Genomic DNA, 22906 nt, shown 5'->3' with positions numbered 1-22906 from the left:
AATAAAATAATGACAAGTACAAATCAAAGAGCAGAATTACAAGCAAAAATATGGAGAATAGCCAACGATGTTCGTGGCTCGGTGGATGGATGGGATTTTAAACAATTTGTTTTAGGAACACTTTTCTACCGCTTTATCAGTGAAAACTTTTCAAATTATATAGAAGCCGGCGATGAGAGAGTGAATTATGCAACATTATCAGATGATGTCATAACCCCCGAAATAAAGGATGATGCCATTAAAACTAAGGGGTATTTTATATATCCAAGTCAGCTTTTCGCGAACGTTGCCAAAACAGCCAACACCAATTCCAATCTAAACACCGATTTAAAATCCATTTTTGACGCTATTGAAAGCTCTGCGAATGGGTATCCGTCCGAATCAGATATAAAAGGATTGTTTGCCGATTTTGACACCACCAGTTCCCGACTGGGGAATACCGTTGAAAACAAGAACAGTCGTCTGGCAGCAGTGCTAAAAGGCGTGGAAGCGTTGAACTTTGGGAGATTTGAAGAAAACCAGATCGACCTTTTTGGCGATGCCTATGAATTCCTGATTTCCAATTATGCTGCCAATGCCGGAAAATCGGGAGGTGAGTTTTTCACCCCTCAGCACGTATCTAAACTTATTGCACAATTGGCCATGCACGGGCAGACAACCGTAAACAAAATTTACGACCCTGCAGCAGGCTCAGGCTCTTTGCTCTTACAAGCTAAAAAGCATTTTGACAACCATATTATTGAGGAAGGTTTCTTTGGACAGGAGGTGAACCACACCACATATAACTTGGCTCGTATGAATATGTTTTTACATAACATCAATTACGACAAGTTTCATTTAGTATTAGGAGACACACTTAAAGACCCACAGTTAGCGGATGAAAAACCCTTTGATGCCATAGTATCAAACCCTCCCTATTCGGTAAAGTGGATCGGTGATGATGACCCAACCATGATCAATGATGACCGTTTTGCTCCTGCCGGTGTGCTTGCTCCTAAATCAAAAGCCGATTTTGCTTTTGTACTACATTCACTGCATTACCTATCTAGTAAAGGTAGAGCAGCCATCGTATGTTTTCCTGGTATCTTCTATCGTGGCGGTGCCGAACAGAAAATTAGAAAGTATTTGGTAGATAATAACTATGTAGAGACCATTATTTCCTTAGCTCCAAATTTATTTTATGGTACATCAATAGCGGTTAATATTCTAGTGCTATCAAAACATAAAATTGGCACCAAAACACAGTTTATTGATGTGAATAGTGAAGATTTCTTCAAGAAAGTCACGAATAACAATGTGCTTACAGATAAACACATTGAAAGTATTATTAAAATGTTCGATAGCAAACAGGATATTGAGCATGTAGTAAAATCTATAGACAACAACAAAATTGCCGCAAACGATTATAATCTCTCTGTAAGCTCCTATGTTGCCCCAAAGGATAATCGTGAGAAGATTGATATAGCTGTATTGAATGAAGAGGTTTCCAGAACTGTAGAGAAGATAAATTCACTTCGTTTGAATATTGACGCTATTATAAAGGAGATTGAAGCATGAGTTATTTAGAGAAATTATTAGAGGGGGTTGAAGTTCAGTGGGAGAATTTTGGTGAGGTTGCAAAAATCCAAAGAGGTGCGTCACCTCGTCCTATAGCGAAATTTATCACGGATGATAAAAATGGTGTTCCTTGGATAAAAATCGGAGACACTGTACCTAATTCAAAATATGTTAATAAGACAAAACAAAAAATCACATTTGAAGGAGCTAAAAAATCAAGAATATTGAAAAAAGGTGATTTAATTATGTCTAATTCGATGAGTTATGGCCGGCCATATATTCTTAAGATTAATGGAGCCATTCATGATGGCTGGGCTTCTATTAGTGATTTTGGAGATAAGCTTAATTCTGATTATTTATTTCTTTATCTCACATCCGAAATTGTTCAAGATTACTGGCTAAGTAAAATAAATAGTAGTTCAGTCAGCAACTTAAATGCAGACATTATCAAGTCTTTACAAATCCCCATCCCACCTCTCAAAGTCCAAAAAGAGATTGTCCGTATTTTAGAAGTGTTTACAAAACAAACAACAGACCTAACTGCAGAGCTAACAACAGAGCTTAACGCACGTAAAAATCAGTATTGGTACTATCGAGAGCAATTGTTCAGTTTTGAAGAGTCTGAAGTTGAGTGGAAATCATTAAATGAAATTGGTGAATTTCAAAGAGGGAAACGATTTGTAAGAACCGATTTAATCTCTGAAGGGGTACCAACTATTCATTATGGTGAAATGTACACACATTATGGCACTTGGGCAGATGAAACGAAATCTTTTGTAAGTAAAGAACTCGTTGAGAAGAAAAAATTAAGAGTAGCTAAAAAAGGAGATATTGTTATTGTTGCTGCTGGTGAAACGATTGAAGACATTGGAAAAGGAACAGCTTGGTTAGGTGATGAAGGTGTTGTGATTCATGATGCGTGTTTTTCATACAGAAGCCCTCTGCACCCAAAATACGTAGCGTATTTTACCCGTACAAAGCAGTTTCATGACCAAATAAGGAGACATATTTCATCGGGAAAAATTTCTGCTATTAACTCAAAAGGATTAAGTAAGGTCATCATCCCAGTACCATCAAAAGAAGAACAAGAACGAATAGTCTCCATCCTCGACAAATTCGACACTCTCACTCATTCCATCAGCGAGAGTCTTCCAAAGGAGATAGAACTAAGGAAAAAGCAGTATAAATATTACCGGGATATGTTATTAACATTCCCACAACAAGAGCCCGCATGAGTACCTATAACACCATAGCTGAATCCAACAATTTTATTGTTTTAGATAAATACACCAAGTTCTCTGAAGCCAACGAAGCTCCTGCTGTTTACCAAACGGAGGTGGCACTGGAGCGGGAATTCGTTCAGGATCTGATCAACCAGGGTTATGAAAGTCCGAACCTTACTTCTATGAAAGCAATGCTTGCCAATGCAAGAGTACAGCTTCAGACGATGAATAACATGGTGTTTGCAGATGGGGAATGGGCTCGTTTTGTAGAGGAGTATTTAGATAAGCCAAGCGATAACCTGGTTGATAAAACAAGAAAATTGCACGATGACTATATTTACGATTTCGTCTTTGATGATGGCAATATTCAAAACATCTACCTTGTTGACAAAAAAAATATTGCCCGCAATAAGGTGCAGGTAATTTCCCAATTTGAACAAAAAGGAATTCATGCCAATCGTTATGATGTCACTATCCTGGTAAACGGTCTGCCCCTGGTGCAGGTAGAACTAAAAAAACGTGGGGTGGCAATCCGGGAGGCCTTTAATCAGGTACATCGGTACTCAAAGGAGAGTTTTAACACCAATGCTTCCCTCTTCAAGTTCTTACAGGTCTTTGTCATCTCCAATGGTACCGACACCCGTTATTTTGCCAACACCGTAGAGCGAAATAAAAACAGCTTCGACTTTACCATGAACTGGGCCAGGGCTGACAATACGCTGATCAAGGACCTGAAGGATTTTACGGCTACATTCTTTCAGAAAAATACCCTTTTACATATCCTGCTCAATTATTCTGTATTTGATACCAGTGACACGCTTCTCGTAATGCGACCTTATCAAATTGCCGCCACTGAAAGGATCCTGTGGAAGATCGAAAGCTCTTATCAAACTAAAAAATGGACTTCTTCAGAGGGGGGCGGATATATATGGCACACCACCGGTTCCGGTAAAACCCTGACCAGTTTTAAAGCGGCACGATTGGCCACACAACTTAATTTTATTGATAAAGTATTCTTCGTGGTGGACCGCAAGGATTTAGACTATCAAACCATGAAAGAGTATCAGCGTTTTTCGCCTGATAGTGTGAATGGATCCGACAGTACTGCAGGTCTAAAGAGGAATATTGACAAAGATGATAACAAGATCATTGTCACAACGATTCAGAAACTGAATAACCTAATGAAAAGTGAGAATGACCTGACCGTTTATCAAAAACAGGTGGTTTTCATTTTTGATGAAGCTCATCGATCACAATTTGGGGAAGCACAGAAGAATCTGAAAAAGAAGTTCAAAAAATACTATCAGTTTGGCTTTACGGGAACGCCCATTTTTCCTCAAAATGCCTTAGGTTCAGAAACTACTGCCAGTGTATTTGGTCGGGAGCTTCATTCTTATGTGATAACAGATGCCATCAGGGATGAAAAGGTGCTGAAATTTAAGGTGGATTATAATGATGTACGCCCCCACTTTAAAGGTATAGAGACAGAGATTGATGAAAAAAAGTTAAGTGCAGCAGAAAACCAAAAAGCTCTACTTCACCCTACAAGAATCAGGGAAATTTCTCAGTACATATTAGATAACTACCGCCAGAAAACACATCGGACCAGAAGCGGAAACAGCGGTTTTAATGCCATGTTTGCCGTCAGTAGTGTAGATGCGGCTAAATTATATTACGAGGAGCTGAATCAGCTCCAGAAAGACAATGAGAAGCCAATAAGAATAGCTACTATCTTTTCCTTTGCTGCCAATGAAGAGCAGAGTGCCATTGGGGAGATACTAGATGAAAGCTTTGAACCGTCTGCCATGGACAGCAGTGCAAAGGAGTTTCTAACCAAAGCTATCAATGACTATAACGCCATGTTCAAAACCAGTTATGGAGTTGAAAGCAAAGAATTCCAGAACTATTATCGTGACCTGGCGAAGCGGGTAAAGAATAAGGAAGTTGACCTGCTAATAGTAGTAGGGATGTTCTTAACTGGTTTTGATGCTCCCACCCTCAATACCTTGTTTGTAGATAAGAATCTTCGCTATCATGGGTTAATGCAGGCTTTTTCCCGTACCAACCGTATTTATGACGCTACAAAAACTTTTGGGAATATCATAACTTTTCGTGATCTGGAGCAACCTACCATTGATGCGATTACGCTCTTCGGGGACAAGAACACTAAAAATATTGTCCTTGAAAAGAGCTACCAGGAGTATTTGGAAGGCTTTACTGATATTGTCACCGGAGAAGCCCGAAGAGGTTATACAGATGTGGTGAAAGAGCTCAATGAGAAATTCCCTAATCCTGACGAGATAGCCACAGAAAATGATAAAAAGGAGTTTTCAAAGCTGTTTGGAGAATACCTACGTGTCGAAAACATTTTGCAGAACTACGATGAATTTGTCAACCTCAAAACTCTTCAGGAAATAGACCTAAAAGATCCAGAAGCCGTTGAAGCTTTTAAAGAGGCTCATTTTGTGTCAGATGAAGATATAGCGGCAATGCAAAAGATCGAAGTGCTGCCGGAGAGAACGGTGCAGGATTATCGATCTACCTATAATGATATTCGTGACTGGCTAAGACGTGAGAACAAAGGGAAGGAAGCCGAAGAGTCAGATATTGATTGGAATGATGTCGTCTTTGAAATAGACCTGCTTAAATCACAGGAGATCAACCTGGATTATATTCTTGAGCTTATTTTTGAGCACAACAAAAAGAACAAAGACAAAGCTTCCTTGATTGAAGAGATCCGCCGGGTCATTCGTGCCAGTGTTGGCAGTAGAGCCAAGGAGGGTCTGGTAGTCGATTTTATTAACGAAACAGACCTTGATGAAATTCAGGAAAAAGCAAGTGTTATAGATGCATTTTTCGCTTATGCACAAAGCAAACAGAAAAAAGAGGCATCTGAAATCATTAAGGATGAAGATCTAAACGAAGAAGAAGCAAAAAGATATATAACAGCTTCTTTAAAACGGGAATATGCCAGTGAAAATGGAACAGCACTTAATGCTGTGTTACCGAAAATGAGTCCATTAAACCCACAGTATTTGACAAAAAAGCAGACCGTATTTCAGAAAATTGCTTCATTTGTCGAGAAGTTTAAGGGTGTTGGAGGTAAAATATAGAACCCGGCGATGACGGTCGGCGGATATTCAATTGAGGCGCCTACGCCGCATTCGTTTGGCAGTCAAAAAAAATTACACGGCGAAGTCCTCTTTTCTGAAGTGGACAACCTAATAAAAAAAATGTAGAACTGGCCGAAGGTCAGTACAAGGATAGACCGACGGAGGCTTAACCTTTTAGATTATTCAAATTTTTTAATGAAGAAATGACATATACTGGATTAAGAAAAAAGTTTGAGGAATGTACAGAAGACTGGAATAAAAATATAAAAGAAGAAAGTTACAAAGAGCTGACCAGGACTTGGTCTCTAAAATCTCCCGCCCAGAAAGAAGGAATGCGGTTGATGATCGATTATCTCAGTGAGAACTTTTATAATAATCTGGATTATATTCTGGAGGAGCAGCGGATGGAATATGATGACAGATTATTCTATTGCATCAGTACTGAAGAGAAAATTGATTTAGTACAAGAGCGTCTTTTACAATTAAAAGCTCTCTTTACAGCAAAAGGTATGTTTTTGAATCTTTTACCATCCTCCTTTCCGGAAAACAGTTGTTATTCGCGTTTTCCTCACATGGTATTTAATTCACTTCCAACAGATGTTCAAGACCAGGTGATAAAATTGTCACCAAAAAATCAGGAGGATTGGATTATACAAATGGAAAGGTTAATGAGTGATTTCCATGAATATGAATTTGCTATTGTAGAATTTTTATACCTAAAGTCCCTCTTTCAAGATTTACAAATTGAAAAAGGAAAGCTAAGTGATATGAGGCAAGAAAAGCCCTTATTAAAAAATGAATATCCAGAGATTTTTTTAAATGAATATGCATATCATTTATTTAACCACATAGTTCAGGATCAGAAAAAGAAAGAGGCAAACCTCGGTCCTGCTCTCCTTACCAAACTCTTTGATTTTTTTAAGGATGAAGATTTCATCTATAAAAAAGTAAAGCCAATGCCGTACCTCAAATTTTTAAAAAACAAACATAACATAGATATTAAAAAGCTTGATAAAAGAGTAGCTGCAGATAGTGATGATATTGATCTATTTAAAAAACTTAAAAAAAGTTTTACATTTAAGCCAAACTCAATTGATTGATTAGTTGTTGATTACTTTCGAATTTCCGCAATAGCTTCCCATTTACTTCCCAATAGTGCAGCGTATGTCTGCTTAGGCTCACTTTATCTTTACAACTCAATAATTAATCTAAAATAATTAAAAATGAGTAAAGAAATCACTCAATTACATGGTATCTCTCCTGATGAATTACGGAAGGAGATAAGAGAAGACTTCAGGAAAGAGCTGCAGGAGCTTGCAAAAATTTTCTCTCCCAAAGAACCAACTGTTTGGATCACAAGACAGGAAGCTTCTAGACTTTTAGGAGTCTCTCTGGTAACAATTCACAACTGGACCAAGGAAGGCGTTATTCATGCGCATAAAATCGGTACCAGGATCAGATTTAATAGATCTGAAATTGAAAACATTCTTCTTAATTCAAACAAAAGAGCTTCAAAATAACCTGGCAGTTATTCTTGAAGCTCAATTTTTTAACTCCCGGATTCGCAGTCCGGAAATAATCTCTATTATTTGTTATGTCAAATTTACAGAAAAAAAATCACGAGAACAATTCTTCTCTAAAAGGTAAATTCACACCAAAAAAAGGTGCCGATGAAAAGGAAAATAAGACCCATTTCTCCAACGGTACCAAAGACAAAAAAGCGGATAAAAATGATGAAAAAATACTGCCAAACAACGGCTCAACCGCTCAACAACCGCTGGATTCAACTGCAATTAATGACGACAGTTGCAACAGTGAATCAACCGAAAAGCAATTAGACGGTTGCAACGGTGATTCAACTGCAGAGGACAACATCACGATTGAAGATTTAGTGAATGAAGCAGAGCAATTAGAAAAAAAGATTACCCTCTCCAATAATCTGGATTTCATCCTGCAAAATCTGGAGTTGAAGGATTTTGAAACTGAAGCAGAATGGATGGATAATGAAAAGCCTTTGCCGCGCAAATATTACGTTGTTCTAAGCATCCAGTTTATTATAGAAAAAGCAAGGGAGCTTGAATTAGATATTATATTCAGAAATGGCTTAATCTACTTATTCAATAAGAGATACTGGGAAAAAGTGGATGAAGAGGAATTTCGGTATTTTCTGGGGGAAGCTGCTTTAAAAATGGGAGCTGGGAAGCTTGAAGCGAAATATTATAGATTCAAAGACGACCTGTTTAAACAATTTGCGGGCGAGGGTAAACTTCAGACGTCTTTAGCTGATAATAAACAGGTAACCTTAATCAACCTCCAAAACGGAACTTTTGAGATTTCGGAAGATGTTCAGCAGCTAAGAGAATTCCGAAAGGAAGATTTTCTCACCTACCAATTACCTTTCGAATATGAGGAAACTGCAAATATGACTCTCTTCTCTAGGTTTTTAGATGAAGTTATACCAGACAAGGAATTGCAGGATATACTTTCTGAATATCTCGGTTCAATTTTTATCAAGAATAACGTACTGAAGCTTGAAAAAGCCTTGTTCTTATATGGTGGTGGATCCAATGGAAAAAGTGTCATTTTCGATATCATAAGTGCTCTACTGGGAGAAGAAAACTTTTCGAGTTATAGCCTGGACAGTCTTACTAAAGACAAGGATTCCCGATCTATGATATCGGATAAGCTTCTTAACTACTGCAGTGAAACAAGTACTTCAGTTCAATCGGAAATCTTTAAGAAATTAGTTTCCAGGGAGCCAATAGATGTCCGTCAGGTTTACAAGCAATCGTTTATTATGCGTGACTATGCCAAACTGATGTTTAATGCCAATGAACTTCCTACGGACATTGAGCACAACCACGCATTCTTTAGACGATTTCTGATCATTCCTTTTCGAGTAACCATTCCGGAAGAGAGGCAAGATAAAAACCTTTCTACCAAAATAATCAGACAGGAATTACCGGGTATATTTAACTGGATTCTGGTAGGTATGCTTCGATTACTGGAAAAGAAGAAGTTTACCTCCAGCACAATTGTGGAAGAGGAAGTGAATAAATTTAGAAGGGAAAGTGATTCCGTGTTAAGCTTTATTGATGATAATGATTACCATAAATCCTGTACTGAGGAAATTAAGTTGAAGGAGTTATATCAGGAATACCGACAGTATTGCCTTGAAAACACCAACCGACCATGTTCCGATCGCACTTTCAGAAAACGTCTCGAAAATGGGGGTTTTGAAACAGATCGCAAAAACACCGGATGGGTAGTTTTTGCAGAAAAAAAAGTTTCTGAAGAGTAACATTTTATACACCTTCTACACTAACAGTGTAGAAGGTGTTCTTAATGCAAGTCATTTAAAACCTTTTTATGTCCCAATATAGATTTACCTTAGAACCTTACATCTCCTCAAAGAACAGGTATGAATGCCCCTCCTGTGGTGAGAAACATACATTTACGCGGTATATTGACGAGGAAAAAAAAGAGTACGTTGGATTAGAAGTTGGCAAATGCGATAGGGAGCAAAAATGCGGCTATCACCTAACTCCGAAAGAGTTCTTCCAGAGTCAGACATCTTTTTCAATTGATCATTCGCACCAGAACACAACCATAAATCCTGCAGTTTTAAGGCAGGTGGCTTTTCGGGCAAAACAAAAAACGCAACCGGCCTCTTTTATTGATGAAGAATTGTTTCTTAAAAGCCTCGAAGGATCACACCCGAATAACTTTCTAATATTTCTGGAATCTTTTATAGGCAATGCTGCCATAGCAGAAGTAATGGGAAAGTACAAGATAGGCACTTCCAAAAAATGGAAAGGAGCGACTGTCTTCTGGCAAACTGACGAGCAGAATAAAGTCCGGACCGGGAAAATGATGTTATACAACAGACTCACGGGAAAGAAAAAGAAAGTGAACTGGGTTCATTCAGTCTTGAAGCTCCAGGATTTTAATCTCAAGCAGTGCCTCTTTGGGCTTCACCTGCTGAATTCTGATAAGCAAAAGGCAATCGCTATAGTGGAGAGTGAGAAAACAGCTGTAATCGCCTCTATTGCCTACCCTCAATTTATTTGGATGGCTACCGGAGGTTTAATGAATCTCAAAGCCTCAATGCTCAAACCTTTAGCGAACCGGGAAGTGATACTTTTTCCCGATGCCGGCTGTCATGGTACCTGGAACGAGAAAGTTGCTGATCTGCCGCCCAATATCAAGTACTTCATTTCTGATCTTGTGGAGAAAAAAGCTACTGCAGACCAGAAACAAGAGGGATGGGATATTGCGGATTACATTTTGAGGATATGGAGGGTGAGAACGATTTACGCCTGAAATTGGCAATTGCTAAAATTGGTGCGCTTTAGTAAAATTAAAAGTTATTGTCACTGTCAAAATGGATCTTTGCTTTATTTGAAAATATAACTAATCGTTTAGATGCTCTAGTCATAGCAACGTATAGATGTTTAGGACAATTAAATTTATGTGCATTTATAATTGCTACTGTATCAAATTCCAATCCCTTTGTTAAGAGTGTGGTACCAATCGATTTACCATATATTTTTCTTCCGATCCTACGTGTTTGATTCCTTTTATTTTTCATTGAGTCGAAAACAGAAATTTCGTCATTTTCGGCGTCTTCAAGTGCAATACAAAGAGTATTAAAAAGTTCTCTTCTATAACATTTTATGCCAGGTAATGTTTTTAATTTCTTTAATAATTGAGCATACTTATAGTGTGAATATTCCTTTTCTAGAAAAGAAATAATAGCTTCTATAGGCTCGAGTAACTCCTTATCCTCTTGTTTAATTTTTCTTTTTAAACCCTTTTCATTTAACCAGTTGGCAACTCCTGTTTTATTAAATATCTTTTTACAAAAGACAAATAACTTGATTCGCACATTTTCTCTACTCAGTAAATCGCACTCTTTGGATAGGACATAGAATTCCTTATCATCAATAGATTCCACTAAAGTAAACTCATTGTTAAACATTTTTATAATATTTAGACGAGGATAAACACTAGTTGAATCCGGATGCAGTAAAAGAATACTCTTTTCTTTCATTAGACTCCTTATCTGCCGACAATATTCTGTTCGGGGATTATATAAATCTCTCTCAGAAATCAGTTTCAATTCAAACGAATTATATTTCCTAAAATCTACTTCCTTTTGATCAATAAGCACCTCTCTTAGGCTCTTCAAGTCAGCACCTAAAAAAGCATTATTCCCATTTAACCACCGCTGCGGTTTGTCCAATTCATATTTTGATTCTATAAATCCCCTCATCATTAGAGAATCGGTTAGATCTACAAGTTGCTCTCCATTAAAATCAAAAATTCCCTGAAGAAAATCCCCAAGAATATGAGTAGGAAATAATTCTGAAAGTAGAAGAATTAGGTTATGCTGTTTAACAGTACAATCTTGATATTCATCAACAAATAAGCCTTTGTAGGTAGTTGAAATTATCTGTTGGATTGGACTGAGTTTAAATAGATCTATCGCTTTTTCTATAATAAATGAATAATAATTTTTACTATCATCTTGGTCTGGAATATCATTTTTAAAATAAAAAGCTAAGACGTATTTTTGAGCAAAACTTGTTATAGTTTCTACCTCACAGATAGAACTTGAAATTCCCTCATTTTTTATTTTTTCCTTAATAGATGCTACTCCTGCATGCGTATGAGTTAATATAAGTTGTTTATCTCCTTTTTCGAATGTCTTCAGACATTCTGCAATTGTATGTGTTTTCCCAAAACCTGCGGGGGCTATTAACATGCTTTTGTGCCTGGAAATAAATTCAAGATGATTAAACATTTTCCATCCAGTTAGATAATTCCTGAAAAATTTGACCTAATTTTTTTTCCTTGATAGCATCGCTGTTTTCACAAATAATTCTCCCAACAAATTCACCGTGATCAGTCCTTTTAAACCACTCCTTCTTTTTTGTCACTGACGCTTGGTAAATTGCATCGCGAATTGCAGGATGATCATTGGACCTCCACTGGTAAGGAAAATCTCCATCATATCTCCATTCAATTGAATCCTGCACGCTTGACTCTCCTTTTTCCTTAATACGATATTGAACTAAACTCAGCACGGCTTCCCATGGTAAATCTTCAAATAAATGATTTTCTATCGATTTGCTGTTTTCGCAGTCAATTACTCTTATTCCGAGTTCTACTAATTTGGGTTTAACTTTATTTATTTCTGGAACATCTGAATCGCAGAATAAAGAAACATCATATCCGGATTTTTTAAAGGCTTTGGCGTATTCAACGTGATTTGAACCTCCCTGTCCATCCGCAAACCTTATCCCAAGAAGTGCAGCATTAGGATCACCTTTTTCTATTCTAAAATTGTTAATACCTCTACAAATACCAACTTCTGTAGCACCTTCGCAAACTAAAACTCGTTCTGAAAAAAACGCTTCCGGATTTCTCCTAATGCAACCTTGAAGAGACGAGTCAAAGGAATGGAGGTTTATGTTTCCCTTCTTCATTTTGAAGACATCACCTGCTGTCAATTCAACTAAAACATCCCTTGAATGGGTCGTGATAAATACTTGCCCTTTATTCTTTTTCTTTAAAACTCTTGCTAAATGTTGAGCTCTATCCGGTTCTAAACCCTGTTCTATCTCGTCTATTAACAATATTCCCCCCGTCTTCGCAACCTCGAGTTGTATTGCAATTGAAATGAGCCTTTTTGAACCTTTCCCTTTTAGCCTAAAGGGTACAGTATGGTCATGGAGAGAAATTCTTCCATCTTTTAAGGCAATGTTCTTAAAATCAATGGTTGTCTGAGTATCATTTATATCAACACCTAATGCAGTTGCCGAAAGCTTTATTTTTTGGACAACATTATCTAAATGACTGAAGGATGTTGAATCAATCTTTTCTTTCGCTTCTCTAAAAGCATCAATAAGAACATTAGATTTCTCTGTAGTAGTTTCTTCTTCTTTAAGTAATGCATTTAATGGATTCCCTCTGCTCCAAGAAAAATGTCCATCAACATAGTCAGAAATCAGAAAAACGTTTAAACTGGCTCTATCCCCTGTTCTTATTTCAATGGGTTGTTGGCTTTCCCTTTTATTTATTACATACCACTTAGGTTCCAGATTTTTGTCGACTATAAGTTTTACGGTTAGAATAGATACATGATCATCTTCAATTTCATCACTTATTTTATTTGTTTTTACATTTAATCCCCGTATAAAGAGACCAAATTTGGATTCCCGAATAAGTGTGGCAGGTAAATCGTATAAAGACACCTCTATTTCTATAGGATTGGAAATATCTCCATTATGGAAATCAGAGTCATAAAAACTTAGGTTCCAATTAGGTGAAAGAACGGCAGAGATTGCTTCGAGTATGGTAGTTTTACCCGAATCACCTCTACCTATTAAACAAATGAAGTCTGTTATTCCGAAAACTTGTTCAAACCTTTTAAGGCCTTTAAAATTCGATATTTTAAGATTATGAATTTTTGCCATTTATAATTACTAGTTTAGAATTGAACTTTTTTGATAGAAACTACTACACCGATGTACAAATGCCAATCATCAAAAAAATCCCATTCCGTCTCATTATAAGTTCGATTAATTTGATCGGATTCCTTGTACAGCCTATCTAAAATAGGTCTCGTTTCTACAGTGATGTCTAAACCTAAACTTGAAGCGATTTGGTCAAAAACCTTAATCCAGTTTTCATATTTCTTTTTGACAGAATTTACAAAAGATTCTTTTTCCTCCTCATAGAGAAACCTGCGAGGAATTTCTACTGCTATATTATAAGCTTGTTTCAAAATTGAGGAACCAGTATTTTCATCTTCAATAGAAAAATATTCTAGGTTTCTTTTTACATCTTGAGTAAATTTAACTTTTTGAGGATTTACTCCTTTTATTTCAATAGGAAATAATGGCATATATTCATTTAAGTATCCATCCTGTTGCTTATTTGTATATACGGCAATATCTATTTTACCATTTCTACAGACATTTTTAAAACTAGAAAATCTATATTGGGAATTAGCTTGTGGAACACAGTTAGTTGCAAATGATTGAGTTGGCTCTTCTAATTTTATAATAAATTCTGATTCTTGAGTTGCAAATTGCTTAGCAACTAGAGTTGTAAATAAATATTCTGGTTTAATCTTGGTATAATCACCATCCTTGAAATACAGGGATGTGTAACAAGTTTCTTCTAGGCCTTTAAAAATCTTATCAATTTCACTCATACGGATTGGATATAATTAACAAATCAATAATAAATTATTTGATTAGCTCTTTTTTATCTTGAATTTTTGACGTTCTAAAAATCTGGGTGGAGTTATTATAGTTTTAAACCGGATAAAAGGAGATGAGGAGATCCGGCCACACATCGGGCGGTACAAAAGCATAAAAAAATCCACAACCACTTTGTTATCAGTGTGTTGCGGATTAAATCTGTGACCTCGACAGGATTCAAACCTGTAACCTTCTGAGCCGTAATCAGATGCGCTATTCAGTTGCGCCACGAGGCCTTTTTGCGGGTGCAAATATAGGGTATTTTATAAAACAGGAAAACATTTTTATCAAAAAAAGGCTGGCCTTTAATTTCCGAAAAGAGATATATATTTGGAATGGCTCAGTTTGAAACCAATGAAAATCAGTATCAGGGTATTATGCCTTCTTATCTTTCTCTCCGGATGTAAGACAGCTCCCCCACGGGAGCCCGTTACTCCTATTCCCATCACCGCACAGGCAGCTGCATCATATGATATTCAGGATGAGGAGTTAGAGCTGAAGCTCACCAACTTCCTAAAAGCACCGATACGTTTTTACGTTTCGGCACAGCAGAGCAATTTAAATCCACTGCTGGAAAACCTGCAACCGGTTCTTCTGCCGCCCGGGAAGGATACAATAATCAAAATTCCTCTTAAGGAGCATACAAACCTGCAGCCTGTTTTTAAAGTTGACTACGGGGATTTGAACCATCCGGTAATTCATAGTCCGGTAGCCCTGCCGGTCACAAGGAATAAAGCAGTGAAAATTTTGCAGGGACATAATGGAAAATACAGCCATAACCAGGACAGATCACGTTATGCCATAGACTTTAAGCTAAATATTAAAGATACTGTTTATTCAGCCTCCAGTGGATTCGTGGTACAAATGATGGAAGAGTACAAATATGGCGGGAACGACATCCGGTGGCTGAATCTCGGCAACAGGATCCTCGTCTATGACCCATCAACCGGAAGGTTCTTTCAGTATTCCCACCTGGTCCAGCGGGGAAGTTTTGTGAAACAGGGGGATTGGGTAACACAGGGACAAGCCATAGGACTTTCGGGAAATACCGGATTTTCAGATACACCTCATCTACATTTCAATGTAATGGTGCCCGACACAACAGCAGATGGATTCCGTTCTGTGCCCGTAGATTTTACAGAAGGTTTTAAAGGTGAAGATCTTAAGAAAAATGTCATTCTCCGCCCAATTTAAACCTTCCAAAAGTTGAGCTTTGGACAAATTTCATATTCTTCGAAACAGACCGTGAATCCTTTTTTATCCCTTACCTTTGTCTGTTCACTTCCCTTTCAAAGCTAACCATTTTCCAGGATATAAAATTACCTATGACAGAGTTTCAGCAGAGAAGAAATCTTCTAAAATATTTTTTCTATTCGGTTGTGTTCCAGAAAACAACTCATATTTTCACCTATCTGCTTATCTGTTTTATCCTTCTGTTTATGATTTGGTTGCAGCTCGAGTTCCAGATATTCAATTAACTTTACAGCTATGTCATCACTTCTTAACGGCTCCCCTGAATTTTCCCGGTTCCCGACTTGATTTATGCAGCGAAATACTAAAGGTGGTACCTTCTTCCTCACTGCTCTTAAGGCGCAATTCTCCCGAATGAGCTTCGGCTACGGCTTTCACCAGATATAAGCCAATCCCCCTGCTTTTTAATCCGAGCGGGCCTAATCCTTCAGAAGTGTCGAGAAACTCAAAAATAGCTTCCTGTTTTTCTGCCGGGATGGGATTGCCTTCATTGTGCACACTGAATTCCACTACATCTCCATTGTTCTTACAACTAAGGCTGATAGGACCATTCCTGCGCCCGTATTTTACCGCATTATTTATAAAATTCTCCAAAACCCGGCGCACCATGGTGCCGTCAAAAACTCCGGAGATCTCTTTCTCATCACATTCCAAAATAAACGGATTGCTATAACTTTGTTTAGCCTCCTGATATACTGCCTGAAGATAGTCTACAATGTTCTGCTGCGAAAAATTAAAGATCATTCCCTCCCCTGCCTGTATAGTGACAGAATCGAGTAAACCTTCAATAAGATCTACACTTCTTCCAAGACTGGTTATTGCCATTTCTTTTATCTTATCGAAACGTTCGGGTCCATCTTCATACTTCATCGCTTTTACGGCGAAAAGAGCAGCCGAAATAGGATTCCGCATATCATGGGCCACCATGGCAATAAGCTTATGTCTCATCTCCTGAAGCGAATCGGTGAACGCAATTGCAGAGTACAGCATGGCATTTTCGATTGAATATTTTATTACCATCCCGGCCTCTTTCGAAAAAGCTTTATTGTCAATTAGAGATACGGTGATCACCTTATCAAAAAGGATATATTCTCTTAAGATCTGCCCCAGGGAATAGCCTTCAGATGTGGCTCTGTGCCTTCCATGTTCTACACTGCTCTCAAAGATCTCCCGGTAGATCATCTCCTCCTCCACCACATCGAACTTATCAAAGCGGTCCATAACACGAATAATGTCATCTAATAGCTGTGGCACGTGGTCGCGTAATACAATGCGACTGGTATTTCGGGTAGCCGAGACATCCTCTTTGATCTGGTCGATCCAGGTATTAATTATAATTTCTTTTTCGTTCTTTAGAACTTGTGCGGCATATTTCATTAATGGGGAACTTCTTTAATTCTGAATTTTTCAAGATATAATTTTTTTCCGAAAAAGAGCTGTTAAGATCCTGCTGTAGATAAAATATAAAGGTGAGTCTGAAAAAAAGTTTTGGGAAAACAGCATTTTTGGGACCTGAAGCGTCCCTTGTATCAACCTAAACAGTCAGTCGCTGCAGCAGAATTTCAGGAAATAAGCGGAATTGAAATTTCGCTTTTGAGGCCTTTCCCTTCGGTGTCAAAAACAGGTTTTCCGTTAACTGTTTTCAGCCGCATACAGATGTTCTTTATGCCATTGCCCGAGTGGATTTCATTGGCTGTAGTACCTATCCCGTTATCGGAATATCTAACCTTCAGCAGATTTTTTTCCGTAGAGAAAATAAGCGCAACCAGTGAGGCTTTACTGTGCTTCTTCATATTGACCATCATTTCCTGAAGGATTCGGTAAAGCACGATCTTTTTCTCGGGCTCCAGGCGACTCCAGTTGATCTCCTGCTCTCCCTTGACTATTAATTTCACATTCGCGGGTGTGGCGTGAGAGAGCATAGATAACAAATCATTTACATAGCTTTCGCCGGTATCGATCTCATTATTTTCCCGTGAGAATTCCCGGGTACGGTGATAGATCTTTTCCAACTTATCTACCACAGGAACCGGAGCCACATTTTCCAGCGTGCTCATTACATTATAGATGTCATTCGCCAGCTCGTCATGTATGCGCTTGGAGATCCTTCGTTCGGTAAGATAAATTTCCCTTAGTTTTTCCTTTTTTGCCCGCTGCCTGAAGTAATATATCAAAGCCATTGCCGTGAATAATATAAGAAAGGCAATAAGTGAGATGATCACTGTGCGGGTGCGGAGCTTTTCTGTGCGAAGCGCCTGGCTCACATTTTCTGCTCTAAGCAGGTTAATTTGCTGTTGTTTTCGCTCTTCGTCGAATCTCACCTTCGCAAAATGAGCTTTACTACGCAGGCCTGCTTCCTGTAAGCTGTCACTCAAACTCATATACCGGTCCAGATAAATATCCTTTTCGGCTCCACTGCTAAGAGAGATCAGTTTCGAAAGAGCATCCACTTCAGAGGTTGTAGTACGGTTCTCCTTAGCCGCTTTAAACATAGCTTCGGCGTACGCCTTCGATTTCACGGGATCTTTACTCCCGTAATAATCAGATAAATGACTGTAACTTGTGATAAGTCCTTCCCTGTCATTACGTTGAAGCCTTGCCTCTACTACAGCAAGCAGTTCATCCTCCACCTTAACGGCAGAATCCTGCAACCATTTCATGTAATAATAATTATCTAAAAATCTGTTCCTGGATTCTGTATCGGGTTCAGAACTATGAATGATATCTTCAAGAATATTCAGGGCCTCACCAAAATTACCTTCATTCTTGTGTGCAATAGCAATATTGTGAAGGTAACTTATACTGTCTTTACGGGATGTGGCAAAACTTAGTGCATTATGAAATTCTTCCCTTGCTTCCTTATAGAATCCCAGGTTCATATAAGACAGACCTACAACATTATGTGCAGAACTAACATAGTGAGCATCTTTTTCGGCATCCAGAAATTTCAAAGCTTCTGTTGCCGATTCCTGGGCACCGGTAAGGTCCCCCAGCTCATACTGTGCATTTGCCATATCCAGGGATCGTCTTGCGGCCATAGCCGTGTCTCCCATCTTAAGGTAGAGCTGCCTTGAAAGAAAATTATTTTCAAAAACGGCTTCCGGATTCGAGAGATAGCGGTTCATTACAGCTTTTCTGTAGTAGCCTTTGGCGTGATAGAAAAGATCCCCCTGCAGTTCTGCAACTTTTATAAGACTATCGATCCAGACTTCGGTGGCTTCCAGTTCCCCGAGCCTGCTCATTGCGTATATTTTTCCTTCGAGCAAGGCAGGTAATATTGTATCCTGCGGATCTTCGACCAGTTCCAGACCGGTATTATAGAATTCCAGTTTTTCGGCGGGATCTGATGATTCATATCCCAATTCGTAATAATATTCTGGAGTTCCCTTTTCTGGAGCTATATTGGCAGGAGTATTTTCCTCTTTCCCGCACCCGGGAAGGCAAAGCAAACAAAGTAATAGTATTCCCAGATGCTTCATATCTCAAATTTAACAAATTGTAAGAACATGTGTTAAATTAGTAGAAAAAAATAGTTAAACTACACGTTTGTCGGGTAAGGAGTAGCGGGTAGCCTGTCTACTGTTGCCTGTTGCGGGTTGCCGGTTATGGATTGCGGGTTTATGAGTTAAGGGTTCCGGTTGCCTGTTGCCCGTACATCGCTTTTATAATTTATAAGGTACAATGAAAAAAAAATTGTTAAATTTAAACAGAATGAAGACCTTCCAAAAATGACATTTTTGACACCTCTTTTGATTCTCATTTCCCGTAAAAACCTTTATTTTTTCTACAGTTTTTAAATTTTACACTATGTTTAAAACCACCGCCCTCTGTATTATTTTTATGTTCCTCAGCTTGCCTGCCTTGCCACAGGAAGATCTCCTTATGAATATAGATTCGAGGAACAGCGTTTCTCTCAACGGTAGCTGGAGTTATATCATAGATCCTTATGAAACCGGGTTTTACGATTACCGCTATAAAGAACGCAGGGAAAATGATCCCGAAGCTTACTGGAACAGGCCGGTTACAGAAAACAGGTGGGATCGCGTGGAGCATGACTATGGTGAAAATTTCACTCTGCAGGTACCCGGGGACTGGAATTCACAGGCCGAAGTTTTTAAGTATTATGAAGGTACAGTCTGGTACCAGCGTGAATTCGACTTCACTAAGCCCGGGGAAAAGGAACGGGTTTTTCTGCATTTTGGCGCAGTAAATTACGATGCTCACGTCTACCTCAACGGCAAGAAAATCGGCAGCCATAAAGGCGGATTCACTCCCTTTAACTTCGAGATCCCTAAATCGCTGCTGAAAGAACAGGGGAATTTTCTGGTAGTTAAAGTTGACAACAAAAGACATCCGCAGGAGATCCCGACGGTGAATACAGACTGGTGGAATTTCGGCGGAATTACCCGGGATGTCAACCTCGTAAAAGTTCCCGAAACTTTCATTCAGCAATACGCGCTGCACCTGGATGAAGAGCAGGATTTTAACCTGGCCAAAAAACGAAAACAATTTAATCTCTCCGGATCCATTAAACTGAATAGCCTTTCCCCTGCTTCCGAAGTAAAACTGGAAATCCCCGAACTAAAAATTAATCAGCGCATCAAAACTTCGGGAGACAGTATTGACTTCAGTTTCAACACCAGAAACCTGGAGCTATGGTCGCCGGAAAATCCTAAGCTGTATGACGTTATTTTCAGCTTTAACGGCGAGCAAATAAGAGATAAGATCGGCTTCAGGAAGATCGCAACTTCAGGAAAGGACATTCTGCTTAACGGAGAGAAGATCTTTTTACGCGGCATCAGCATTCACGAGGAAATTCCGCAGCAAATGAGAAGAGCACACAGTAAAGAAGATGCGCGGCAACTTTTTGGTTATGTACAGGACCTCAACGCCAATATGGTGCGGCTGGCGCATTATCCTCACAATTCAAACATGACCAAAATGGCCGATTCTCTGGGGATCCTGGTATGGTCGGAAATTCCGGTGTACTGGACCATAGATTTCGAAAGTGAAGAGGTGCTTGAAAAAGCGAAAACCCAGCTTCGGGAAATGATCATAAGGGACAGAAACCGGGCTTCAGTCATCATCTGGTCGGTAGGGAATGAAACCCCGGTTTCTCCCGTGCGTACAGAATTTATGAAAAGCCTTATCACCGAAGCACGTGTGCTGGACAGCAGCCGACTCATTTCGGCAGCGCTCGAGGTGGGAAACAATGACGGGGTTTTCATGATCGACGATCCTTTGGGAGAATTTACAGATATAGTTTCAGTCAATGAATACCTGGGCTGGTACGGAGGATTGCCGGGAGATGCAAAAACGGCAAAATGGGAAGTAGCTTATGATAAACCTCTTTTCTTTAGCGAAACCGGAGCAGGTGCCAAAGCAGGTTTTTCGGGCGACAAGGAGACGCGCTGGAGCGAAGAATACCAGGAGTGGTATTACAAGGAACAGGTGGAAATGATGAAACGCATGCCCGACAACTACAGTGGACTCTCCCCCTGGATCCTAACCGATTTTCGATCCCCACGTCGCAATCACCCTGTCTACCAGGAAGGCTGGAACAGAAAAGGCCTAATAGACAATGAAGGGAACAGGAAGAAAGCTTTTTATGTGCTGAAAGATTATTATACAGAATTGAAGTCGAAGAAGTAGTTCGAATTACGAAGTACGAAGTGCGAAGTACGAAGTTAGAAGTTAGAAGTAGGAATTACGAATTACGAAGAATTGTTGTCCGATGAAAACAGAAGGAACCTCTGAAAAAGCCCGCTAATGCTGATCAGAGATCTTATCTATCAGTCTGAGGGGGTGGTTTTTAGTTCTTTGAATTTCAAATATTCTACCATGAAAACATATTTTCACAACATTGAATTTCAGTATCTTATGAAAAAGTCTTGGTTCTAGATTCTAGAAGCGGAGCGGTCTAGATTCTTTTTCCGGACAACAATGATTACGAAATTCGAATTATGCAATACCTGCTGTCATTCAGAATGTGCGGTGAAATTGTGAAGAATCTCGGGATGTGCCAAATGTAAAATATTTTCCAGGGTAGTCCGGTAAAAGAAAACTGACCCCCATCTGTCTGCATGCCGCCGAGAGACTTTTGGAGACTGGAGGCAGGACTTTTTATTAAGATTCCGCCAAACAATATTAGAAAAGCTACTTTCTAAGCTTAATTATCAGAAATTCACAGCACCGACACCCCTTTCAAATTACTGACTTATAGTCTTTTAAAATTCAGGAATAAATATTATCTTTAATATACTGAAGATAAAAATGAACATTTAAACCGAAATTCTTCTTCCCCTTCGGTTTGAGATCCCCTGTAGCTTTGAAGTGCCGGAATGTATGATCCGGAAATAAGAAATTAAGCCTCCAGGGATGCTGTTATTCCCATTGGCCGATGAAAGGAAGGACTAACTTTACAGACAGGCCTGCGGCATAAGTGGAGCTAAAAGAACTGTTTTTCAAGTCCCTCTATTTTCATTTTTGATTTAAAGTCCCCATGAGCGTGATGCTCTCCGGAAATCTCCCACCACTCACTATTATGAAATGATCCCTTCCGGAGATAGCAGATAAAAAGAATTACCACCTGTTTTCGACTATTAATTTTAAAAAATATGCGTCATGGAAATCCTAAAAAAATTAATGTTGTTTGTTTTGTTTGCCGCAATAACAGGCTTTATCTCCTGCAGCAGCGATGATGATAATAATGCTCCAATAGATGATCCAAATGACAATCCACAATCGGCAGCCATAGGTAGTTTTACTCTTTCAGATATACCTTTAGTGGGAGAAGAGGTTTTTGTTGAAAACTTCACAATGCCTATGGATGGTTGGATAGTAGTGAGAAGAGATAGCGGCAATAACACACCGGTGATGTCTGAAATAATTTCCATACCCGAAAATGTATTAGCCGGAAATTATACCGAATATTCCATTAACCTGGAAGAGAATTTGGATCTTCAACAAGGTGAAAGGCTTTGGGTAAATCTACACCACGACGATGGAGATCAGATATTTTCCTATGATGGCAGCAGTGATGCCGACTTTCCCCTGGGAACTTTTGATCCCTTCGCAGGATATACCATGATAAGTCAATCTTTTGTTGTTGATCTACCGTAATTTTTAAGGTATAATGAATAAGGAATAAGGTATAATGGGATTCCATGGTTAGCCGAAAATCTTCATTAAATTTCCTAATCATTAATCACTGACCATTGTATTACTGCTACTTAAAAACTGCACACTGCATACTTTTTGAAAACCCCGGGCTATTGATATTGCGCCCCGCCGGGGCTTACATATGCTGTCCCACATTTTGAAAGTCTAAATCAAAAAAAGTTACCTAAAATCTTATTGCACGGTAGTCCCGCTATTCAGCGGGGGAGATACTGACCACTGACCACTATTATATGACTAAAAATAATGATGTAAATGCAATCGCAAATATGTCGCCCCTCCGGGGCTCTTTTTGGAGGGGGCATTTTTT

General features: G+C 38.8%; 15 protein-coding genes and 1 tRNA gene. 10 read left to right on the top strand and 6 right to left on the bottom strand.

All coding sequences use genetic code 11. From position 1 onward, the window contains the following. The first annotated feature begins 9 nt into the window (after positions 1-9). The 7 genes from G564_RS0117460 to G564_RS19605 all read left to right on the top strand — a co-directional run bounded on the left by G564_RS0117460 (position 10) and on the right by G564_RS19605 (position 10216). Positions 10-1557 (top strand): type I restriction-modification system subunit M, encoded by a 1548-nt coding sequence (locus G564_RS0117460; protein ID WP_029038789.1) that lies wholly within the window; start codon positions 10-12, stop codon positions 1555-1557. After that, entirely contained in the window at positions 1554-2792 is a 1239-nt protein-coding gene (locus tag G564_RS0117455; RefSeq protein ID WP_029038788.1) for a restriction endonuclease subunit S, read from the top strand. Before G564_RS0117460 ends, G564_RS0117455 begins: the two co-directional genes overlap by 4 nt. Further along, positions 2789-5893 carry an HsdR family type I site-specific deoxyribonuclease gene (locus G564_RS0117450; protein ID WP_029038787.1) on the top strand — a complete coding sequence of 1035 codons (3105 nt, stop codon included), beginning with the start codon at positions 2789-2791 and terminating at the stop codon, positions 5891-5893. Before G564_RS0117455 ends, G564_RS0117450 begins: the two co-directional genes overlap by 4 nt. 203 nt (positions 5894-6096) lie before the next feature. After that, positions 6097-6993, top strand: coding sequence for a hypothetical protein (locus G564_RS0117445; RefSeq protein ID WP_029038786.1), 897 nt, complete (start codon positions 6097-6099; stop codon positions 6991-6993). A 123-nt stretch (positions 6994-7116) separates the two neighbouring features. Beyond that, on the top strand, positions 7117-7413 hold the full coding sequence (locus G564_RS0117440; protein ID WP_029038785.1) for a helix-turn-helix domain-containing protein: 297 nt from the start codon (positions 7117-7119) through the stop codon (positions 7411-7413). Positions 7414-7487: 74 nt separating this feature from the next. Beyond that, positions 7488-9194, top strand: a complete 1707-nt coding sequence (locus G564_RS19610; RefSeq protein WP_051205596.1) for a DNA primase family protein — start codon at positions 7488-7490, stop codon at positions 9192-9194. A 68-nt stretch (positions 9195-9262) separates the two neighbouring features. Then, on the top strand, positions 9263-10216 hold the full coding sequence (locus G564_RS19605) for a DUF6371 domain-containing protein (RefSeq protein ID WP_051205594.1): 954 nt from the start codon (positions 9263-9265) through the stop codon (positions 10214-10216). A 37-nt stretch (positions 10217-10253) separates the two neighbouring features. Here G564_RS19605 and G564_RS0117425 read toward each other — a convergent pair whose 3' ends face one another. The 4 genes from G564_RS0117425 to G564_RS0117410 all read right to left on the bottom strand — a co-directional run bounded on the left by G564_RS0117425 (position 10254) and on the right by G564_RS0117410 (position 14402). Then, positions 10254-11699: a UvrD-helicase domain-containing protein gene (locus tag G564_RS0117425; protein ID WP_029038784.1), complete on the bottom strand. Its 1446-nt coding sequence runs from the start codon at positions 11697-11699 to the stop codon at positions 10254-10256. Then, on the bottom strand, positions 11692-13374 hold the full coding sequence (locus tag G564_RS0117420) for an ATP-dependent nuclease (RefSeq protein WP_029038783.1): 1683 nt from the start codon (positions 13372-13374) through the stop codon (positions 11692-11694). The genes G564_RS0117425 and G564_RS0117420 overlap by 8 nt, the downstream gene beginning before the upstream one ends. Before the next feature lie 14 nt (positions 13375-13388). Next, on the bottom strand, positions 13389-14117 hold the full coding sequence (locus G564_RS0117415; RefSeq protein ID WP_029038782.1) for a hypothetical protein: 729 nt from the start codon (positions 14115-14117) through the stop codon (positions 13389-13391). A gap of 211 nt (positions 14118-14328) precedes the next feature. Beyond that, a tRNA-Arg gene (locus tag G564_RS0117410) sits at positions 14329-14402 on the bottom strand. Positions 14403-14520: 118 nt separating this feature from the next. Between G564_RS0117410 and G564_RS20035 the strand changes: the two genes are divergently transcribed. Next, on the top strand, positions 14521-15360 hold the full coding sequence (locus tag G564_RS20035) for a M23 family metallopeptidase (RefSeq protein WP_051205593.1): 840 nt from the start codon (positions 14521-14523) through the stop codon (positions 15358-15360). 300 nt (positions 15361-15660) lie between these two features. On the opposite strand, the gene G564_RS0117390 is transcribed toward G564_RS20035, so the two are convergent. Together G564_RS0117390 and G564_RS0117385 are read right to left on the bottom strand one after the other, a co-directional pair. After that, positions 15661-16794 carry a sensor histidine kinase gene (locus G564_RS0117390; RefSeq protein ID WP_029038781.1) on the bottom strand — a complete coding sequence of 378 codons (1134 nt, stop codon included), beginning with the start codon at positions 16792-16794 and terminating at the stop codon, positions 15661-15663. Between the two features lie 185 nt (positions 16795-16979). Beyond that, positions 16980-18896 (bottom strand): tetratricopeptide repeat-containing sensor histidine kinase, encoded by a 1917-nt coding sequence (locus G564_RS0117385; protein ID WP_029038780.1) that lies wholly within the window; start codon positions 18894-18896, stop codon positions 16980-16982. A gap of 328 nt (positions 18897-19224) precedes the next feature. Here G564_RS0117385 and G564_RS0117380 point away from each other — a divergent pair, with 328 nt between their 5' ends. Together G564_RS0117380 and G564_RS0117375 are read left to right on the top strand one after the other, a co-directional pair. After that, positions 19225-21069, top strand: a complete 1845-nt coding sequence (locus G564_RS0117380; RefSeq protein WP_029038779.1) for a glycoside hydrolase family 2 protein — start codon at positions 19225-19227, stop codon at positions 21067-21069. 972 nt (positions 21070-22041) lie between these two features. Next, positions 22042-22539 (top strand): DUF7282 domain-containing protein, encoded by a 498-nt coding sequence (locus G564_RS0117375; RefSeq protein WP_029038778.1) that lies wholly within the window; start codon positions 22042-22044, stop codon positions 22537-22539. The last annotated feature ends 367 nt before the right edge of the window (positions 22540-22906 follow it).

Source organism: Salinimicrobium xinjiangense DSM 19287 (genome assembly GCF_000423585.1).
Lineage (GTDB): Bacteria > Bacteroidota > Bacteroidia > Flavobacteriales > Flavobacteriaceae > Salinimicrobium > Salinimicrobium xinjiangense.
The sequence above is the reverse complement of the archived record's forward strand: the minus strand, read 5'-3'. Positions and strand labels throughout refer to the sequence as shown.